Origin of the sequence: Embleya sp. NBC_00888 (assembly GCF_045207655.1) — a bacterium.
Lineage (GTDB): Bacteria > Actinomycetota > Actinomycetes > Streptomycetales > Streptomycetaceae > Embleya.
Genome location: NZ_CP108785.1, coordinates 5,211,900 through 5,230,712, shown reverse-complemented (window position 1 = coordinate 5,230,712; position 18,813 = coordinate 5,211,900). Strand labels below are relative to the sequence as shown.

At 69.5% G+C, this 18,813-nt stretch carries 14 protein-coding genes and 3 pseudogenes; 3 read left to right on the top strand and 14 right to left on the bottom strand.

The window, feature by feature from the left end:
• Window positions 1-38: 38 nt before the first annotated feature.
• The 4 genes from OG948_RS57245 to OG948_RS57230 all read right to left on the bottom strand — a co-directional run bounded on the left by OG948_RS57245 (window position 39) and on the right by OG948_RS57230 (window position 4,883).
• The gene (locus tag OG948_RS57245) at window positions 39-1,574 is read right to left on the bottom strand and encodes an aldehyde dehydrogenase family protein (protein WP_331772991.1); all 1,536 of its coding nucleotides are present in this window, start codon (window positions 1,572-1,574) and stop codon (window positions 39-41) included.
• Window positions 1,575-1,623: 49 nt separating this feature from the next.
• A complete protein-coding gene (locus OG948_RS57240; protein ID WP_331773638.1) occupies window positions 1,624-2,850 on the bottom strand; it encodes an ABC transporter permease subunit in 1,227 nt (408 codons plus the stop codon).
• Between the two features lie 38 nt (window positions 2,851-2,888).
• Complete coding sequence (locus tag OG948_RS57235; RefSeq protein WP_331772990.1) at window positions 2,889-3,725, bottom strand: ATP-binding cassette domain-containing protein; 837 nt, start codon at window positions 3,723-3,725, stop codon at window positions 2,889-2,891.
• A 75-nt stretch (window positions 3,726-3,800) separates the two neighbouring features.
• A complete protein-coding gene (locus tag OG948_RS57230) occupies window positions 3,801-4,883 on the bottom strand; it encodes a substrate-binding domain-containing protein (RefSeq protein WP_331772989.1) in 1,083 nt (360 codons plus the stop codon).
• A 222-nt stretch (window positions 4,884-5,105) separates the two neighbouring features.
• Here OG948_RS57230 and OG948_RS57225 point away from each other — a divergent pair, with 222 nt between their 5' ends.
• Complete coding sequence (locus tag OG948_RS57225) at window positions 5,106-5,897, top strand: IclR family transcriptional regulator (protein WP_331772988.1); 792 nt, start codon at window positions 5,106-5,108, stop codon at window positions 5,895-5,897.
• A gap of 78 nt (window positions 5,898-5,975) precedes the next feature.
• Here OG948_RS57225 and OG948_RS57220 read toward each other — a convergent pair whose 3' ends face one another.
• Window positions 5,976-6,569, bottom strand: a complete 594-nt coding sequence (locus tag OG948_RS57220; protein WP_406300815.1) for an ATP-binding protein — start codon at window positions 6,567-6,569, stop codon at window positions 5,976-5,978.
• A 441-nt stretch (window positions 6,570-7,010) separates the two neighbouring features.
• The gene (locus OG948_RS57215) at window positions 7,011-7,319 is read right to left on the bottom strand and encodes a hypothetical protein (RefSeq protein ID WP_331773637.1); all 309 of its coding nucleotides are present in this window, start codon (window positions 7,317-7,319) and stop codon (window positions 7,011-7,013) included.
• 277 nt (window positions 7,320-7,596) lie between these two features.
• On the opposite strand from OG948_RS57215, the pseudogene ligA reads away from it, so the two are divergent.
• Window positions 7,597-9,276: pseudogene (gene ligA, locus OG948_RS57210) on the top strand (NAD-dependent DNA ligase LigA); the annotation flags it as partial.
• Window positions 9,277-9,331: 55 nt separating this feature from the next.
• The gene (locus tag OG948_RS57205; RefSeq protein WP_331772986.1) at window positions 9,332-9,847 is read left to right on the top strand and encodes an SMI1/KNR4 family protein; all 516 of its coding nucleotides are present in this window, start codon (window positions 9,332-9,334) and stop codon (window positions 9,845-9,847) included.
• 520 nt (window positions 9,848-10,367) lie between these two features.
• Here OG948_RS57205 and OG948_RS57200 read toward each other — a convergent pair.
• The 8 genes and pseudogenes from OG948_RS57200 to OG948_RS57165 all read right to left on the bottom strand — a co-directional run.
• The gene (locus OG948_RS57200; protein ID WP_331772985.1) at window positions 10,368-11,150 is read right to left on the bottom strand and encodes a hypothetical protein; all 783 of its coding nucleotides are present in this window, start codon (window positions 11,148-11,150) and stop codon (window positions 10,368-10,370) included.
• 339 nt (window positions 11,151-11,489) lie between these two features.
• Window positions 11,490-12,167 carry a response regulator transcription factor gene (locus tag OG948_RS57195; protein ID WP_331772984.1) on the bottom strand — a complete coding sequence of 226 codons (678 nt, stop codon included), beginning with the start codon at window positions 12,165-12,167 and terminating at the stop codon, window positions 11,490-11,492.
• On the bottom strand, window positions 12,164-14,122 hold the full coding sequence (locus OG948_RS57190; protein WP_331772983.1) for a histidine kinase: 1,959 nt from the start codon (window positions 14,120-14,122) through the stop codon (window positions 12,164-12,166). The genes OG948_RS57195 and OG948_RS57190 overlap by 4 nt, the downstream gene beginning before the upstream one ends.
• A 19-nt stretch (window positions 14,123-14,141) precedes the next feature.
• Window positions 14,142-14,327 (bottom strand): annotated as a pseudogene (locus tag OG948_RS57185) (reverse transcriptase domain-containing protein); the annotation flags it as partial.
• 21 nt (window positions 14,328-14,348) lie between these two features.
• The gene (gene trpA / locus OG948_RS57180; RefSeq protein WP_331772982.1) at window positions 14,349-15,230 is read right to left on the bottom strand and encodes a tryptophan synthase subunit alpha; all 882 of its coding nucleotides are present in this window, start codon (window positions 15,228-15,230) and stop codon (window positions 14,349-14,351) included.
• 1,224 nt (window positions 15,231-16,454) lie between these two features.
• Window positions 16,455-16,796, bottom strand: a complete 342-nt coding sequence (locus OG948_RS57175) for a hypothetical protein (RefSeq protein ID WP_406300814.1) — start codon at window positions 16,794-16,796, stop codon at window positions 16,455-16,457.
• Window positions 16,797-16,807: 11 nt separating this feature from the next.
• Window positions 16,808-17,881: an IS4 family transposase gene (locus OG948_RS57170; RefSeq protein ID WP_331772981.1), complete on the bottom strand. Its 1,074-nt coding sequence runs from the start codon at window positions 17,879-17,881 to the stop codon at window positions 16,808-16,810.
• Between the two features lie 618 nt (window positions 17,882-18,499).
• Window positions 18,500-18,764 (bottom strand): annotated as a pseudogene (locus OG948_RS57165) (ISAzo13-like element transposase-related protein); the annotation flags it as partial.
• Window positions 18,765-18,813 lie beyond the last annotated feature (49 nt).

The following is an 18,813-nucleotide window of genomic DNA, read 5'->3' as shown; positions in this document are numbered from 1 at the left end:
CGCGTGGGGTGATGTCGTTGCCGCCTCGCGCCGGTGTGTCAGGCCGTGCGCTCATGAGTCCCGCCGAAGGCGAAAGTGCCGCTGCGCTTGCCGGTGCGAATGCTCACCGACTTCAGTTCGGTGAACTCCTCGAAGCCGGCCTGTCCCATTTCCCGGCCGACGCCACTGGCCTTGTAGCCGCCGAAGGGCAGCGTGGGTGGGGCGTCGATGGTCGTGTTCACGTAGACGGTGCCGCTCTTGAGGGCCTTCGCCATGGGCAGCACGGTGTCGACGTTCTTGGACCAGACACTGTTGGCGAGGCCGTAGTCGACGCTGTTGGCCAACGCGATGGCTTCCTCGGCATCGCAAAAGCGCGAGACGGTGAGCACGGGGCCGAAGATCTCCTCGCGGAAGACGCTCATGTCACGGCCGACGCCGTCGAGGATGGTCGGCTGGACGAACAGTCCCTCGTCCAGCGCCGGTCCGGTCGCACGGGAGCCGCCGGCCACCACCTTGGCGCCCTGCGTCCGGCCCTGGCTGATGTGGCCGAGGACCGACTCCAGGTGCCCGGGGTCGATCATGGCGCCGACATCGGTGGCGTGGTCGAGCGGCTGCCCGACCCTGACCCGGCGGGCACGGGCTTCGAGTTCGGTGACGAAGGCGTCGGCGATGCTGTCCTGCACCAGCAGACGGGCCTGGGAGACACAGCATTCGCCGTTGTTGAAGAACGCGCCGAAGATCACTCCTTCGGCGGCGTCCTCCAGATCGGCGTCGGCGAAGACGATGTTGGCCGCCTTGCCGCCCAGTTCCAGGGACAGCTTCTTGAGGTTGCCCTGCGAGGCGGTGAGGATCTTCCGGCCGGTCGCAGTGGAGCCGGTGAAGGACAGCACGTCCACGCCGTGGTGTTCGGCCAGTGCCCCTCCGGCGCGCCCGTCGCCGGTGACCACGTTCAGCACACCGTCCGGGAGTCCGGCCTCGGCGTACAGGCGGGCGATCTCCAGGGTGCTGCTGCTGGTCAGCTCGGACGGCTTGACGACGACGGTGCATCCCGCCGCGAGCGCGAAGGGCAGCTTCTGGCACAGGATGAGCGCCGGGAAGTTCCACGGCGTGATCAGGCCGGCCACCCCCGCCGGTTCGCGCAGCACCAGGCCGGTGTGGTCGGCCCCGTTGTTGGTGTGGGTGGTGCCGTGCATCTGCACGGCCAGGCCCGCCGCGTACCGGGTCAGGGAGGCGGCACCGGCGATGTCGCCCTCGCTCAGCCGGATGGGCTTGCCGCCTTCCTCCGCGTCCAGCGCGGCCAGCGGGGTGCTGTTCGCATCGATCAGGTCCGCCGCACGGTTGAGGATCCGCGCCCGCTCGGTGGCCGGAGCCTGCGACCAGACTCCCCTGTCGAAGGCACGGCGCGCAGCGAGGACCGCGGCGTCGACGTCGGCAGCGCCGCCCGCTCCCACCATGCTGACGACAACCCCGGTGCCGGGGGCCCGCCGCTCCAGTACGTCGGCCGGCTCCCGCCAGGCCCCGTCGATGAAGTACCCGTAACTCCGCGGGCCGTTCGCGCTCTGCGAGGTGCCGGTCCGGATGGCGTCTGCGGTCATTGTTCCTGCCTCTTCCGACGAGAATCGCGGTCGTGCTGGTGCACATGTGCTAGGCGCGGCCGTGCGCTGCGCGGGATCGCCGCGCCATCGAGTCGACGATCACGGCAATCAGCAGGACCACGCCGGTGATGACGAATCGGATGGCCGAGCTGAGGTTGAGCAGGGTCAGCCCGCTGGCGATGGACTGGATGACGACGATGCCCAGCAGCGCGGAGTAGGCAGTGCCCCGTCCGCCGAACAGGCTCGTCCCGCCGATGACGGCCGCGGCGATGGCATTGAGGTTGGTGTCGCCGGCTCCGCTGCTGGTGCTGGCGGTGGCGAGTCGGCCGGCCGCCAGCACCCCGCCGAGCGCGGCCAGCAGCGAGCACAGGGCGAACGCGGAGAGGTAGATGCGGTTGACGCGGATGCCGACGCGGCGGGCGGCCTCGACGGAGCCGCCGACGGCGAACACCGACCGGCCCCACCTGGTTCGCGTGAGCGCGAAGTTCGCCGTCACGACGAGCGTGACGAACAGGACGAAGGGCGCGCTGACGCCGCGGTCCCGGTTGAGGTACCAGCAGCCGGCCTCCAGCGCGATCAACAGGAGTCCCGTCTTCACGAGTGCGGCGGTCGGCGGTGCCGTGGACAGGGAGTGCGTGCGTCGACGCCGGTTGCGGGCCAGTTGGGAGGCGAAGTAGGCCGCTGCGATCAGGGCGGCCAGGATGTAGGACACCGGACGGGACACGAACGTCTGCTGGCTGAAGCGGACGATCCAGTTGTCGAAGGGGATGTTGATCGAGCCGTTCGTGCCGAGGATGTTCAGCTGCAGTCCCAGCAGCGCCAGGAGCCCGCCGAGGGTGATGACGAACGACGGCACACCGAACCGTATGAAGATCACGCCGTAGAGCAAACCCGTGGCCAGCCCGGCAGTCAGGGCACAGCCCATTGCGATCCATACGGACCAGCCCATTTGGGTCAGTCCGATGCCGAGGATGGCGGAGGCCAGGCCGCTCATTGATCCCACGGACAGGTCGATCTGCCCCAGCAGCAGTACCAGGACGATGCCGAGGGAGATGGTCCCGACTGCGGCGCACTCGGTGGCGAGTGAGACGAGATTGGCACTGGAGAGGAAGAAGCCGTTGAGGCTCTGGAAGATGACGGCGATCAGGACCAGCCCCGCGACGACGGGCAGAGATCCCAGGTCACCGCCGCGGACCCGGGCGGTGAAGGCGGTCAGGGCGCCCCGAGGCCCGGTGGTGCGAATGAGGCGTTCGTCGTGCAGGTCGATCGGCGTCATGACCGGATCGACGCCGGTCTTGGTAATCTTCGTGGCGCTCACGGCGCGGCCCCTTCCGTGTTCTGCGTCGCGTTTGCCGTGGCGGCCGCCCGGCGCGTCACGGCGCTGTCGGCAGCCCCTGTGATGGCCGCGACGATCTCTTCGTGGGTGACGTCCTCGACCCGGAACACCCCGTTGTTGCGGCCCAGGCGCAGGACGACGGCACGGTCGGCGACTTCGCGCACGTCGGCCATGTTGTGCGTGATCAGCAGAACGCCATGGCCGCGGTCACGAAGCCGTTCGATGAGGTTGAGGACTTCGGCGGTCTGCTCGACGCCCAGCGCAGCGGTCGGCTCGTCGAGGATGACGATCGACGGATCCCCGATCAGGGAACGAGCGATGGCGACGGTCTGGCGCTGGCCGCCGGACAGGCCTGCCACCAGGGTGCGCACCGAGGGGATCTTGGCCGACAGCTGGCGCAGCAGCGCCCAGGCCTGTTCCTCCATGCTCTCCTCGCTCAGCGTGAGGCGGGTGCGTTCACGGCCGAGGAACAGGTTGGCGACGACGTCGAGGTTGTCGCACAGGGCCAGGTCCTGGTAGACGGTGGCGATACCGAGGCGGCGTGACTCTGCGGGAGAGGAGATGTTCACCGGCTCGTTGTTGAAGGTGACCGTGCCGGAGTCCGGGGGATGCACGCCGGAAAGGGTCTTCACCAGCGTGGACTTGCCTGCGCCGTTGTCGCCGAGCAGGGCGACGACCTCGCCTGCGTGGATGTCGAGGTCGACGTCGGTCAGGGCGCGGACGACACCGAAGGTCTTGTTGAGTCCTCGCAGTGACAGCAGCGGCTGCCGTCCGGAGGACGAGGTGACGGAAGCGGTAAGGGTGGGAGACGTCATCGTTGCTCCTGGCGATGCCGAGAGTTGTGCAGAACGGGCCGGTGCGCTGCGGCCGGGGCGCAGCGCACCTCTCCCCTACTTGATGCCTTGCTCGGCACACGCCGCGTTGTAGGCGGAGGTGCACAGCTGGGAGACGGACCAGAAGCCGTCGCGGATCACGATCGACTCGATGGTGGAGGCGGTCACCGCCACCGGCGGATTGAGAGTGGCCGGGTGCCCGTCCACCGTCGCCGGCGCCTGCGGCGGCACACCCCTCGCCAAGTCGTAGGCGACCGCAGCCGCCGTCTCGGCTTCCTTCTGGAAGGAGTTGTACGTCGTCATGTACTGGTTGCCGACGAGGATCGCCTGCAGGCCGGACAGCGTGGCGTCCAGGCCGGTGATCGGGGGCATCGGCGCGACGCCGGCGGCCTTGAGCGCGGCGATGGCGCCGCCGGCATTCCCGTCGTTGGCCGAGTACACGCCGACGATCTTGGTGCCGAAGCGCGTGATCTGACCGGACGCCCAGCTCTGCGCGGCGGCGGGTTCCCACGTGTCGGTGGAGGACAGGACCTTGTAGCCGCTCTTGTTGATCACGCTGAGCGCGCCCGCCTTGATGGAGGCCGCGTTGTTGTCGGTGCCGGCGCCGTTCATCATGATGATCCCGCCCTCCGACGGGGACACCTTGCCCGCATTCAGCTTGTCGACCAGAGCCTGCGCCTGCAGTTTCCCCACCTGCTCGTAGTCGTTGGAGACCACGTACGACAGTTCGGGACTCTTGATCAGCCGGTCGTAGGCGACGACGGGAACGTTCTTGGCCTTGGCGGCCGTGACGATGCTCGCCGCGGCCACGCCGTCCACCGGGTCGACCACCAGTACGTCGGCGCCCTGCGTCAGCATGGACTGAGCCTGCTGCTGCTGCGTGTCGGCGCTCGCGTTGGCATTGGCGTAGAGCAGGGTGCACGAGGCGCACAGCTTCTTCAGCTCTGCCTTGAAGTAGGGCTTGTCCTTCCCGTCATAGCGGGGAACCGCCGTCTCCGGGAGCAGCAGGGCGATCTTGTAGTCCTTTCCATCGCCCTTGGCCGCGGCGGAGGACTGGCTCGGGCTGTTGGTGCTGCATGCGGCCAGGGCGAGTACCCCCGCGGCGCATCCAGCGAGCAGGCGCGCCTGTGCGTTTCTCATGGAACGAACCCCCACTTTCGGGACAACGAACGAGTGCCTACAAATCGCCACAATATGGACGTGGCGGCTGAACTGCGCTCACCGTAGGCCCAGCGTTTCGTTCGCGTTAACGCTGTTAGCGCACTGCTAACGAATGTTCCCGGCCGCGCACGCTCGGGGTGCAGACTGGGGCCGGATACCGTTTGGCATGAGCAAACGGTCCACGAAGAAGGGAGCGGAAACATGGCCGAACCTGCCGCCGGCAAGTCGCGCCGCGTGCGAGCGGTCGACCACGCCGTGGACGTGTTGCAGGCCATCGCGGGCGCCTCACACCCCGTGGGGGTCAGCGACCTGGCACGACGCACCGGCCTGAGCAAGGCGAGCGTCCATCACCTGCTCGCCACCCTGGAGAGCCGGCGCCTGGTGATGCGGGACGACGAGACCGCCCTCTACCGTCTCGGCTGGGGCCTGTACGAGTTGGGAGCCAATGTCGTACGCAACACGGACATCTCCCGTGTCGCGCGGCCCTACCTGGACAAACTGGCCCTGCAGACCGGTGAATCGGTCCTGCTCGGCATCCTCGACGACGAGTCGGTCCTCTATCTCGACCGGGGAGAACCACCCCAGGGGCTGCACATGGTGGCCAATGCCGGCCGGCGCGGGCCCCTGCATGCCACTGCCTCGGGAAAGGCACTGCTGGCGTTCGCGGCGAACTCCGAACTCGTCGAGAAGATTCTGCTCGAGCCGCAGCACCGCTACACCAAGACGACCATCACCGATCCATCCCAGCTGAGGCAGGAACTGGCTCAGGTGCGCCAACAGGGCTACGCCACCTGCTGGCAGGAGCGGGAAGTGGGCCTGTGCTCGCTTGCCGTGACCCTCAGGGACTACACCGGCGCCGTGGTCGGTGCCCTGACGGTGGCAGGCCCCGCCACGAGACTCACCTCGCGCACCGTCGGCAGCCACCTCACCCCCCTGCAAGCGGCCCGCCATGCCATCGAAACCCGGCTGGGCGCTCAGCCGGACGGATCGTGACGTGCAAGTCGCCGGGACGTGCAAGTCGCCGGCGGGACTCACCCCTTGGTGCCTGCTGCGCTCCGTCGGGCCGTCCAGTCATCCCGGGCGAAGGCAGGAAACGTGGCCATGGCCCGACGCGTCCACATGAGCCCAGACGGCCTGTCCTGCCTCTATCCGGCGCCTTCCCCAGGATGACGCGGCGTGGGCGACGAGGAAGAGCCCCCGCCCGGACTCGTCCTCGTCCGCCGCCCCGCCCGGCTCCAGCGAGCCACCCCCGCCCGGCCCCTCGTCACGTACCTCGATGGCGATGGTGGAATCGGTCAGCGCGAGCCCGAACCACACCCGGGCCGAGCGGGTATGGGTAACGGAGTTGGTGATCAGCTCGGAGACGATCAGCTCCACCGCATCGGCCGGCTCTCCCCCGATCCCCCAGCCGGCAAGGCAGATCCGAGCCAGCTTCCTGGCCCGCCCCGGGCTCTCCGGCGTCCGCGGGAACTCCCAGAGCCGGCTGTGGTTCAGGGATCGCTTCTCACGGCACGCGTCCACCCTGCCGGGAGAACGACACGGCGCGGGGCCGACCGTCGACCTCGCCCCCACGTGACCCGACAGGTCCGTCAACAGCCCGGTCACTTCTCGCATCGCACTCACCTCTCCGGAACCGGCGACGACCTGAACGGCCTTCTCGCCCAAGGTAGGCACTTGCGTTTCCCGATCGTAAACACCGTTTGGCTATGACTAACAGAATTCGCGATGATGGGGGCCGTCAAGAACGCCCACCTGCACGCACTGAGCGGCGAGTTCCCGCAGACTGAGAGGAAATGGGAGGCCTGTCGGTCGTGTCCGACGGGGTTCCGGAGCGACGGCAGGGACCGGGGAGAGGGGAATCACGGTGGGGTGGTTCGGGCGGGCGGCCCGGGCCACGACGACAGGAGGTGGGGTCGTGCCGTACCGCAGGCCCGATCGCTCTCGAAGGCCGAACCGTGGTCTCAACTACCGGTCCTGGTGCCACATTCATGGAGCTTCGGGTGGAGCCTGATCGAAGAGTGACCGGAGAGGGCGCGGGGCGTTCGCCGTCAGTCGGCTGTTCCGGCGGGGCCACCCATTGGGTGGGCCGGCCGGTGACGGCGGCGATCATCTCGTAGTCGCCGTCGTAGTGCAGGACCACCACGCCGTGACGCTCCGCGGTGGCGGCGACGAGCAGATCGGCCATGGACAGCGCCCGGTGGAACCCTTGCCCACCGTCAGGCGCCGGACGTCCTTGGCGCGATCCCACACCCCGTCGATCGGGAGCAGCGCCCGCGCGCCGCGGGGCACGACCGCGCCCGTCGAGACCGCCACGGCGCACCCCGCGGCCAACCCGTCCCCGATCCACGCCCGCCCGGCAAGCGCCTGGCCCACGACCCGCCAAGGTCCGACCCCCACCACGGCGAAGCCGTCCATCGCCGCAGTGTCGAACCCCGGCAAAGGCGCTCCGGCGACCAAGAAGCCGTCTCATTTGGCGTATCGGCGGTAGCAAATGAAATGCGGCCGCGATGCTGACGAACGCTCCGAAGTGCGATGCCTTGACCTCGTATCGACGGGTGAACTTCGTCGTCTTCCACCTTTGGTGCGACGAGTGCCAACCCCGCGAAGACCAACCCGGCGAACGCCTCGGCCTCAGCGGCCAACGTCAACGGCACGGGTCGCACATCACGATCCGAGACCCCCGCCCCTGACCACCGCCGGGGAGGACGTGTCGCATGCGATCGGCACGGTGCAGGGTCTGCCGGAGCGGCTGGCCGAGCCGGTGTCGATCGAGGTTCGCGGGGAGATCCTGTTGACCGGCGAGCAGTTCGAGCGGACCAACGAGATACGCGTCGACAACGGCGCGACCGTCTTCTCCAACCCGCGCGGCGGCGCGGCGGGAACGCTGCGGGCCAAGGACCGGCCGTACACGATCCCCACGACGTCCTACGGCTACGTCGGCATGCCCGTGGCCGACGACGATGGCTCCTTCGCCGCGTTCCTGCGCGAGGCGACGCACTCCGAGGTGATGGCCGCGGTCGCGAACCTGGGGGTGAACACCACCGGTGGCACCCCCGCCGGGCTGCGGGTGTGCCCCACGTTGGTGGAGGTGCAGGAGGCCGTGGACGCGATCGCGGCCATGCGGCCGGACCTGCCGTTCGGCATCGACGGTGTGGTGATCAAGGCCGACGGCGCGCAGGACCAGGCCGACGCGGGCAACGGGTCGCGCGCGCCGCGCTGGGCGATCGCGTACAAGCTGGCCGCCGTGCACAAGATCACCCGGCTCGTCGGCGTCGACTGGGCCGTGGGCCGCACCGGGGTGATCGCGCCGCGCGCGATCCTGGACCCGATCGAGATCGACGGCAGCGTCGTCGGCTTCGCCACCCTGCACAACCCCGCCGACATCGAACGCCGCGGCCTGATGATCGGCGACCAGGTCAGCGTGTACAAGGCGGGCGACATCATCCCGCGCGTGGAGGCGCCGTTGGTGCACGTGCGCACCGGGGACGAGACACCGATCGAATTCCCCGCGGTGTGCCCGCAGTGCGGCGGCGGGATCGACACGTCGGAGCAGCGGTGGCGGTGCGTCCAGGGGCGGGCGTGCGGGTTGTACGCGGGGATCCTGTACGCGGTGGGCCGGGACCAGCTCGATGTCGAGGGCATCGGCGGCCGCTTGGTCACCCAGCTCGTCGACATCGGAGCCGTCGCCGACGTGGCCGACCTGTTCACCCTCACCCGCGAACAACTCCTCGCTCTCGACCGCATGGGCGACAAGAGCGCGGACAAACTCCTCGCCGGGATCGAGGACGCCAAGTCCCGGCCGTTGAGCCGGGTGCTGTGCGCGCTGGGGATCCGCGGCACGGGGCGTTCGATGTCCCGGCGGATCGCCCGCCACTTCGGCACCATGGACGCGATCCGGGCGGCGGACGTCGTCGAGATGGCACAGGTCGAGGGCATCGGCGACGGCAAAGCCCCCGTCATCGTCGCCGAACTCGCCGACCTGGCGGAGGTGATGGACAAACTCGTCGCCGCCGGCGTCAACACCACCGAACCCGGCGCCACCCCTGCGGGAGCGGCCGACCCGGACGCCGCCGACTCCGCGAGCGGGGACCCGTCCACGGGCCCGCAGCCGTTGGCCGGCCAGACCGTCGTCGTCACCGGAGCGATGGCCGGGCCGCTGGCCGCGCTCTCCCGTAACGAGATGAACGAACTGATCGAGAAGGCCAGCGGTCGGGCCGCTTCGAGCGTCTCCGCCAAGACCACCCTGGTCGTCGCCGGGGACAAGGCCGGCTCCAAACGCGCCAAGGCCGAGACCCTGAACATCGAGATCATCACCCCGGAGGAATTCGCGACGCTGGTGGCGCCCGTCCTGGACGACGGCGCGTCGAACTGACGCTGCCCGCTCCCGGATCCCACACCCGATCACGACTGCATACGAAGGACATCCGGTGGAGCTCGCGCGCGTCCTCGGCGCACCTTTGTTGAATCACGACGTCGACTCCGATTGGCGGGATTTCGAGAACGAATTCGAAGTCCGCCTCCCACTCGACTACAAGAGGTTCATGTCGGCCTACGGGCCGTGCGTGATCAGCGACACTTTGACCCTCTTCCATCCTCGGGCACCGAATGCGGACGACAGTCTCAGCCTGCGCTGGAAGATCGCGACTGTTTCCGACGTGTACGCGCAGACCGAACCGTCTCTCGTGCCGTACCGGATCTTCCCGATGGCGGGTGGTGTGTTCCCGATCGGGCACACGCCGTTCGGGCACCAGGTGTTCCTACGGCCCAGGGCCGCCCGAGTCGACGACGGTTGGTCCGTCCTGGTCGACTGGGGCACCGAGTGGCTCGATTATCAGATGGGTTTCGAGGAGTTCCTCACCAAGGCGCTCGCGGGAGATGTTCATTTCTTTCACGATTCGGTTCTGGAAGAGCCGTCCTACGAGATGGTGGGTCGTGTGCAGTAGCCATCGGGGGGCCCGGATGCGCGGCGCGGGCCCGGATCAGCACCGAGTGCTCGGTGGTAGAGCGAGCGCACGTGTGCTGCGATCTTGGAAAGTCCGTGATGCCTGCCACGGCACTCGAGGCCGCCATCGACGTACTGCAGTGCAGCGTGGCCGCGAGGCGGCTCGCCGGGGGCCCGTGGCGCGGTCCGCGGCGGCGATGTGGAGCATGCGATGCCCCGGCTCGGATCGCGGGGAAGCGCTGCATGGGCCGAATCTTCCACCGAACCGCAGGGCCGGGGAAGCAGGTTGTGAAACCCGAGGTGGGTCGCACCGCAGCCGTTCGGCAAGTCAAGGTGGACCGGGTCGAGTTGGCGTTGCCGCGAGTGGCGGGTCCGGGACGCATGGCCGGTTCCGCTGTCGTCACGGGCGATCCACGCCGACACCGCGCAACGCCCGGAGCGTCCACCCGCGCGGATCATGTGGTGGCCGTCGACGGAGACGGTCGCCATCACGCCATGCCGGCGAACCTTCCGTGATGTGTTCACCCGGTCGGGCCGTTGTGCCCACCGTGCAGGCCCGGCGTCCCCCCGTCGCAGGTGTCCCGCCACACCCGACGGCCCATCCCCCGAGGCCGGCGGGGCCGGACGCGGTCGGCGCCGGCCGGCACGACGCCGGCGCCGACCGCCCCCGGCGCGCGGGCGGCACCCGACCCTGCTCCCGGGCCGCGACCGCGGCGCCGAGCCGTCAAAAGGGCGGGTCGTCGGCGCACCCCTCGGGTGCCGCCCAGGGGTCGTCGGCGCCCGCCGGGCGTCGGCGGGAATCCGGGTCGAACATCCGCTGCAGGGTGTGGGTCAGTCCGTCGCCGTCGTAGTCGACCCGGGTCATCCAGGGCACCGAGGCCATCGAACGGCCGAGTTCGTCGGTGACGCACTCGTCGAGGACGGCGCAGGGTGTCCGGCGCGGGGTCGTCGACCAGGCACAGCCATCCCAGGGCCGCGCTCACCCGGACCTCGGCGGGACGCGCGGGGTCCGACCACAAGGCGCGGGTGAAGGCGGCGGCGTCCTCGTGCCGGTGTTCCCGGGCCAGTTGCGCGATCGCCAGGACCAGGCTCGCGCCGACCCGCGCGTCGTCCTCGGCCCGGAGGCGGTCGTGCAGGGCGGCGGAGATCTCCCCGGCCCGACCCGTCGACGCCGCCGGCACGTACGCGGACGCCTCGCGCACGTCGGGGTCGGGGTCGTCCAGGAGCGCGATCGGGATGTGCGCGTCGGCGGCGATCGCGTCGCGCGCCGCCTCGACGGTCCAGTTCTGGAAGTAGCCGCTCATGTCGAAGTGCCAGTCGTCGTCGCCATCGGCGACCTGCTGGCTCTATTCACGAGTAGTGACGTCAGTTGTTCATGGGTTTGGGAGGCACCCGGATCCACGGTCGGGTGATGTTCACGAGTTTTGACAGCACTGGGGTACTTGCCAGGGCAGCATCGGGGTGCTCCTGGTGAAAGGTCCTGGTCATGCCGCAGATGTCCAAGGTCGAGCTGTACGCGGCGATCCGGCGTGATCACCGCGCCGTCATGACGATGCGTGAGCTTGAGCGCAAGTACAACGTGTCGTGGCGGACGGTGAAGAAGGCCGTGGACTCGGTCTGGCCGGAGCCTCGACGGCGCGGGCTCAGCCCGGTGGGGCCACCAGGCCCGCCTCGTAGGCGGCGATGACCAGTTGCACCCGGTCGCGGGCGCCCAGTTTGGTCAGCAGGCGGCCGACGTGGGTTTTGGCGGTGGCGGAGCCGATGTGCAGCTCGGCGGCGATCTCGGTGTTCGTCAGGCCGCGTCCGACCAGGGTGAGCACTTCGCGTTCGCGGGTGGTGATGCCGGACGGCGCCGGGCCCGAGCGTACCGCCCGTCCCGGGGCGCCGGCGGGGTCGGGGCGGCCGGCGAATTCGGCGATCAGGCGGCGGGTGACGCTCGGTGCGATCAGGCCGTCGCCGTCGGCGATCACCCGGATGGCCGCGAGGATGTCCACCAGGGCCATGTCCTTGACCAGGAACCCGGCGGCGCCCGCGCGCAGCGCGCCGTACACGTTCTCGTCGTCGTCGAACGTGGTCAGCACCAGGACCCGGGTGGCCGGGCACTCGGCGGTGATGATCCGGGTGGCCTCGATGCCGTCCATGTCGGGCATCCGGATGTCCATCACCACCACGTCCGGGCGTAGTTCGGCGGCCAGTTCGACGGCGCGCGTGCCGGTGCCGGCCTCGCCGACCACCTCCAGGTCGGGCAGGCCGGCGATGACCATGCCCAGGCCCGCGCGGATCAGTTCCTGGTCGTCGACCAGGACGACGCGGGTGCTCACGCGGGCAACCTCGCCGCGACCCGGAAGCCGCCCTCGGGCCGCGCCCCGGCGCCGAACCGCCCGCCGACCAGGGCCACCCGCTCGCGCATCCCGGCGATGCCGAGGCCACCATCGCCGGCCGAACCGGTGCCGGTCGAGCCGGTACCTGCCGAAGCAGTGCCCGCCGCGCCGCCGTCGCCGTCGTCGACCACCTCGATCGCCAGTTCCTCGGCCGAGTACTCCACGGAGACCCGACACCGCCGGGTGCCGGAGTGGCGCACCGTGTTGGTGACCGACTCCTGGATGATCCGGAACGCGGTCAGGTCGATCTCGGGTGGCAGCGGGCGCCGTTGGCCGTGCCAGGCCACGTCCACCCGTACGCCCGCCGCCGCCGCGGTCGCGACCAACCGCTCGACCCCCTCCAGGCCCACCGCCGGCGCGAGCCGGGCGCCGTCGGGCCGGGTGTCCCCGTCGACCCGGCGCAGCGAGACCAGCATCCGGCGCAGCTCGGCCAGGGTCTGCCGACTGGTGCTCTCGATCGCGTCGAGCGCGGTGCGCGCGCCGGCCGGCTGCGAGTCCAGGACCAGGCTCGCCGCGCCCGCCTGGATCGCGATCACGCCGATGCTGTGCGCCACCATGTCGTGCAACTCCCGGGCGATCCGCAGCCGTTCGGCCAGTACCGCGCGGGCCGCCGCCTCGGTGTGCAGCGCCTGGAGGTGGTCGTGGCGTTGCCGGGCCGAGGTGCCCATCATCCAGCCGATCAGCACCATGACGAAACCGGCCGCGAGTTGGGTGAGCACGTCGCCCAGGGTGTCGCTGCCGGTGTCGACCGCCCAGCGGCCGACGAACACGGCGCCCCAGGCGGCCCATACCAGCCCGGCCGCCACCGTGCCGCTACGGCGCGACGCGTCGGCGGCGTACCGGCCGACCAGAACGGCAAGGGCCGGGACCAGCGGCCAGGCCCGGTCGCGCAGGAGCAGTACCGCGATCGCCTCGGCCGCCATGATCGCGAGCACCGGCAACGGCCGTTTGCGCAGCGGCCCCACCGGCAAGGCGAGCAGCACGGCCACGATCGCCGCAGCCATCGTCGCCAACGGCGTGTAGGACTGCTCCGCTTGATACAACAACATATGCAGCACGAACCACAGGACGACCACGACCAGGCCGACCAGCGCGGCGAGCACGGCACGGACAACGGCGGACAGGGTCGGACGGGGTGGACGAAGCGGCGAGCGCGGCTTCGTGGGCACCGGGGTCGAGATCGGCGGAGACGAACTGTCTGCGGGCACGGGCCGATCGTAGCCGGCGCCCTCCCCACCGAGCGTCCACCGCCGGGCGTACACCCGAGCGGCTACCCGGCCCGAACGGCTACCGCGAGTACGACGGCGCCTGCTGCCATTTCTCGTGAACATCCACGGGCCCCGAGACCCGCAAGTGCCGCTAAAAGCAGGAGACAAACGCTGCTGCGAGAAGTGAACGAAGCCAACCTGCAGCAGATCGGTACGGAACCCGTCCTCCCAGCACTTGCGCCGCGCCACGACCGCGACCAGTTCGAGCGTGTCCGCGCGGTGGTGCGTGGAGCGATCCGCGGCGATCCGCAGCAGGAACGGCACCGCGAGCGGGGCCACCGAACACCGCGATCCCTGATGGGAGATCGATCCCCACCACGACCGGAGCCCCCGCCCCGCCGTCACGGCGTCGGCACAACGCATCTCCTCCAAGCGCTCGGGGACGTTCTCGCCCGAGCCGTAGGCGTGGGAGAACCGGCCCCACGGAACCCGGTCGTAGACGAAGCCGTCCCTCACCTCGACCGGCATCCGCGCCACCACCATCCGCACGTCCCGCTCGCTCCCGCGCCACTCCTCCGACCAGACCTCCGGCAACCGGACCTCCGGCGACGTCTCGCCGCTCCAGGCCTCCCGCAACGAATCGCTCCAGGCCTCGTGCAGCGCCTCGACGTCGAAATCGTCGTTCATCCGCACCCGTCCCCAAGGCGGCTTTGACGATGAGGTCCCACCGGACTCTGTCGAAGAACTTCTGGACGTCGAGATCGATCACCCAGTCCCTCTTCCTGCAGCGCTTCCGGCAGCGTTCGACCGCATCCAGTGCCGACCGTCCAGGGCGGTAACCGTAGGAGTCTTCTGGCGAAGGTCCACGAGCGTCTCCCTTCCAGGCGATCACGGGCGAACAACACCTCTGGCGTCACCGCGACACGGCATCCGCAGCCCCCGCCGCGCAGGCCCGGGGCAGCCACGGGAACCGGGGCGCCGAGCGACGGACGCCGTCGGCGAACTCCCGGGCCAACGCGCCGGCGGCGGCCGCTGCATCGGAACTGGCACGCATCCGTCGAATCAGCGGGGACCCGATGATAACGGCGTCGGCGAAGCCCGAAACGTGCGCCGCCTGTTCGACGGTGGACACCCCTATACCGACGCCTATCGGCAACGAGGTGAGCGACCGCAGACGGTCGACCAAGTGTGGAAGATGCGGACTCAGCGGTCCCTGGGCGCCTGTGCCACCAGTCGTGGCGGGTACGTAGATCATTCCGGTGGAAACGGCACACGTTCGGACGAGTTGCGCGTGGGTTGCGTGGGGCGCCACGAGATTGATCGTGTCCAGCCCCGCGGACTGTGCGACGGCCGCCCAGGGTCCGATGTCCTCGATGGCGAGGTCCGGCACGATCACGGCGGAGGTTCCGGCGGACGCCAGTTCACGGGCGAAGTTCGTGACGCCGTAGCGCTGGATGGGTGCCCAGTAGGTCATCACCGACAGCGCGGCCGGTGACGCCGACAACTCGCGCAGCACCGCGAACAAATCTCGCGTCCGAAACCCGGAGGCGAGGGCCTGCGCAGATGCCTCTCGAATGACGGGCCCGTCGAGTACGGGGTCCGTATGGGGGACACCGATTTCGAGGACGTCCGCACTCTGTGCCAGTTGTCGCAGTGTGTCCAGGCTTTCGGGTACCGATGGATACCCAACGGGCACATACGTGACGAGCGCCGCGCGGCCCTCCTTCGCGGCCACGGCGAGCACCCGGTCGAACCGGGCGAGGGGTTCGGGAGAGGACTGCGACAAACGCAACATGATGACGACCGTCTCTCTGCTCCGGCTTGAGGTGTCCGATGGCCGGGCCCGACACGGCGACGGGCCGGAAGCCTGCGGCAACCTCCGCTGTCGGCGAAGTGGTCGGCGGGGACGCGGCGGGTGGGGTTCGGCCTCGAGAGCACCGCGGATCCTGCACCACTTGATCGTCATCTTGGTGTCCCTGAGGGTTGGTCACTATCCAGGAAACGCGAACGATGTCTTCGATTTCGGATCGTCACGCCCGGTATGCGCAGTCTCACGTGGCCGTGCGGCCTCGGAGTCGGCACGCAGCCGGTCGGTGAGCGCGGCGAGCGCCGCCAGTTGCGGGCGAGGTCGATGCACCGCGAAAGGACGCGACGACCTGCACCGGTGTCGCTGCATCGGGGAGAACCCAGGTCGTAGCCACGGTCCGCCAGAGCCTGCGCGACGGCTCTCGCTCCGACGCCGAAGCCGAGCTTGAGCCCCAGGACGGGCGCGGTCGCGGCCGGCAGCGCCGGCACCGGGCGGCGTCACCACCCCGGTCCACCGCGCCCACACCGACCGTTCCGGCTCCGGGCCGCCACCCACCGCGCGGCCCAGCCCCGGCACCAGCGGTGGGTCCGCCGACCGAGCAGCGCCAGGACCGCCGGCAGCAGCGACACAGCCGGCGCGAGTATGACTGCGACGACCATCACCCCGGCGGCCATGGCCCGAAACACCGGCGTGCGGACCAGCAGAAACCCGGCCACCGACACCGGCACCGTGCCCCCGAGAACAGCGCCTTGCCCGCAGTGCCCATCGTCGGCCCCACCGTGCCCGACACCGGCCGGTCGGGGTCGCCAACCGGTTCCTCCCGCATCCAGATGACGACTAGCCTAGGGAGCGCGACGACGGGCCCGACGACGACGGACACCGACCGACACCCGCGACGGCGTGGAACCACCACCCACCCCGGGCACCCCAGCCGGCTCCGTCGACGAACCACCCGGGCCCCGACCGCCCTCCTCGGCGATCCGGGCCTGGGCGGGATCCCGGCGGGGCCACACACACCCGCCGCGCACGAGCCCGACCCCCGCACATGCGTTGTGGTCGGGCCTTCGGCGCAGGACGGGAACGGATCTGCTTCCGGTGCGGCCGCTCGCCGGGACTGTAAAAACTACGACACCCCCAAGCCGGACCCCTCACGGCCCTCGCCCGGACGGCCGCAAAACATTCTCATCCAACCTGCAACACAATGCCGGGGAGTCAAGGATCTTCGGTGCTTGTCAAGCTGTTGCCGGAGATTCGGCCCACGATCTTGTAGGTGGCCTGCAAGGCGGCCCGGCCTTTGGCCCGCAGCGCGGGCAGTTGTCTTTGGGCAAAGGCGGACACAGGACGCTTGACGGCGCGTGGGCTGACCCGGGTCCGACGACGTGGGAGCACTTCTCGGAGCAAGGATTGATGCAGTCGCCCGTCCGTGTGTGCCTTCGGTGTGATCGTGGCCTTGACCAGACTGTCCCGAGCCCCGCGAAGAGCGACCGTGAAGGACAGCCGATCCGGGGCGATGTCAGCGGCCAAGGCGGTGAGATGCATGGCGCCGCGCAGCATCTGATAGACGATCAGGAATCCGTAGAGTCCTGGTCGACGCCCTCCGGGACGTGTGATCGCAGCACGGTACGCGCGCCCCGCAGGGACACCTTCAGGCTGAAATAGGCGGTCTCGATCTCCCACCTGCGGTGGTACAACTCGGCGAGTTCGTCGGCCGGGTACACGCGCGCGTCCCGGAGCGTCGTGACGAGCCGGATGTGTTCGGTGCGCATGTCGCCGTCGCTGGTCGACACGGTGATGTCGTACTCGATGACCCCTACCCGGTGGCCGATCGGCTCTCCCGGGAGCGTCTTGCCGCGGCTGCGGTAGGTATTTCGGCGGCGTTGGTCCCCACGTTCGGGCAACAGCGCCGTGTACGAGCCGTCCGGGAACTCGCACAACGGCGTGAGCAGACGTCTGCCGTTCACCCGCCACAGCAGATCCGCACCGCCGCTGAGGACCTCGCCCCACAACTCGTAGCCGTCGAAACCGCGGTCGGCCAAAAGGAGCATCCCGGCCCTGAGACTGCGGACCAACCGCGCGGCCAGGACGGTCTCGCCGGTAGCCCTGGGAGCCCACACCGCGTCCATGAGCGCGCGAGTGCCGCAGTCCACCATGGCCACGAGCCGCACCTGCGGATAACCGGACGGGCCCCGTCCACCGGTCGGAAGTCCGTAGAACCTCGTGTTGGCCGCGCTGGCCGCGACGCCGATACCGGTGCCGTCCCATGCGACCACCCGCAACCCACGCCACCACACCCCGTGTGTGGTGGTCCCGGAGACCGTGCCGCAGATCCGGCGGAACAACTCTGCCATCGGTTCCGTCCCCAGACGGCCTCGCGCCAGACGCAGGGCCCTCGCCGACGGAAAGAACGGCACCGAGTCGTCCAAGCCGGCGGCGAGCCCAGCCCACACGCCTCGATAACCCTGTCCCGGAAACATGGCCATGGCCAAAACGAAGTAGACGACCACCCGGGCCGGAAGCAGTCTCACACGGCGTTCCTGCCGCCGCGTCAGTTCCAGGACCTCGTCGACGACTTCGGCCGGCAATATCCCCGTCAGCTCTCCCGGATGTGCCGGAGCGAAGGCCCTGGCGGCACGGGACATCGGAATCTCCACGGACACGAACTCCCAGCGGACGAGATCACATGGTCAATCGACCTTCCTAGCGGCAGCCCCGACTTCGCGGCGAGGTTCTCCGGAAGTGGTTGACAAGCACCGAAGATCCTTAAGGGCTTGCAGAGAATCAACACGCTGTCTTGATCTCTGATGGTGCGGTGATGCCCTCTGCGGTGGCGAAGGCCAGGAACTCGGCCAAGGTGCGGATGCGTGTGGTGGTGGACTCGGGGGCGTATCCGGCCAGGGTGAGGAGTTGGTCGGTCTGGCGGATGGTCTTGTTGATGGACTGCTGACTGACGCCGAACAGTGCGGCGATGGTGCGCTCGGGGATGCTGAACCGACGGTGCAGGACGGCGGCCAACGCGGGGTCGGTCAGGGTGAGGACGGCTTTGCGTCCGGTGCCGGGAGCGGTCCGACGTGAGCCGCCGCGCCGGTCGTGTAGAGCGGCTTCCCGCTGGGCGTGTCGCAGGATGGCCAGCCGTGGGATCAGATCCTCCCAATCGTCGGCGGATATACCGGTGATGGCGGGGTGGAACAGCCAAGCGTGGCCGGGACGGGCCGGTGTGGCATCGGGATCGAGCCGCGGCCCGAGGGCCGGCCGGGCGGATTCGGGAAGCAGGGTGTGGTTCCAGTCACCGTGCCAGCCGTGGCGCACCAAGGGCAGGGCGTCCATCTGCTCGTCGCCGATACGGATTCCGGTGGTGTAGGTGGCGGTGTCGAGTTCGGCGTGGACTTTCAGGCCTGTGCGGGTCGTGGTCGCGGCGATGCTGTTGACGATGACTTCGTGGCTGGTCAGGGGCCTGCCGCGCCAGTTCATCGTGATGTGGGAGAACAGCCGGTGCTCGATCCGGTTCCATTTTGATGTGCCCGGACAATGCCGTTGCTTGAGCAGGGCAGGCAGTTTCGTGACGCCGGAGCAG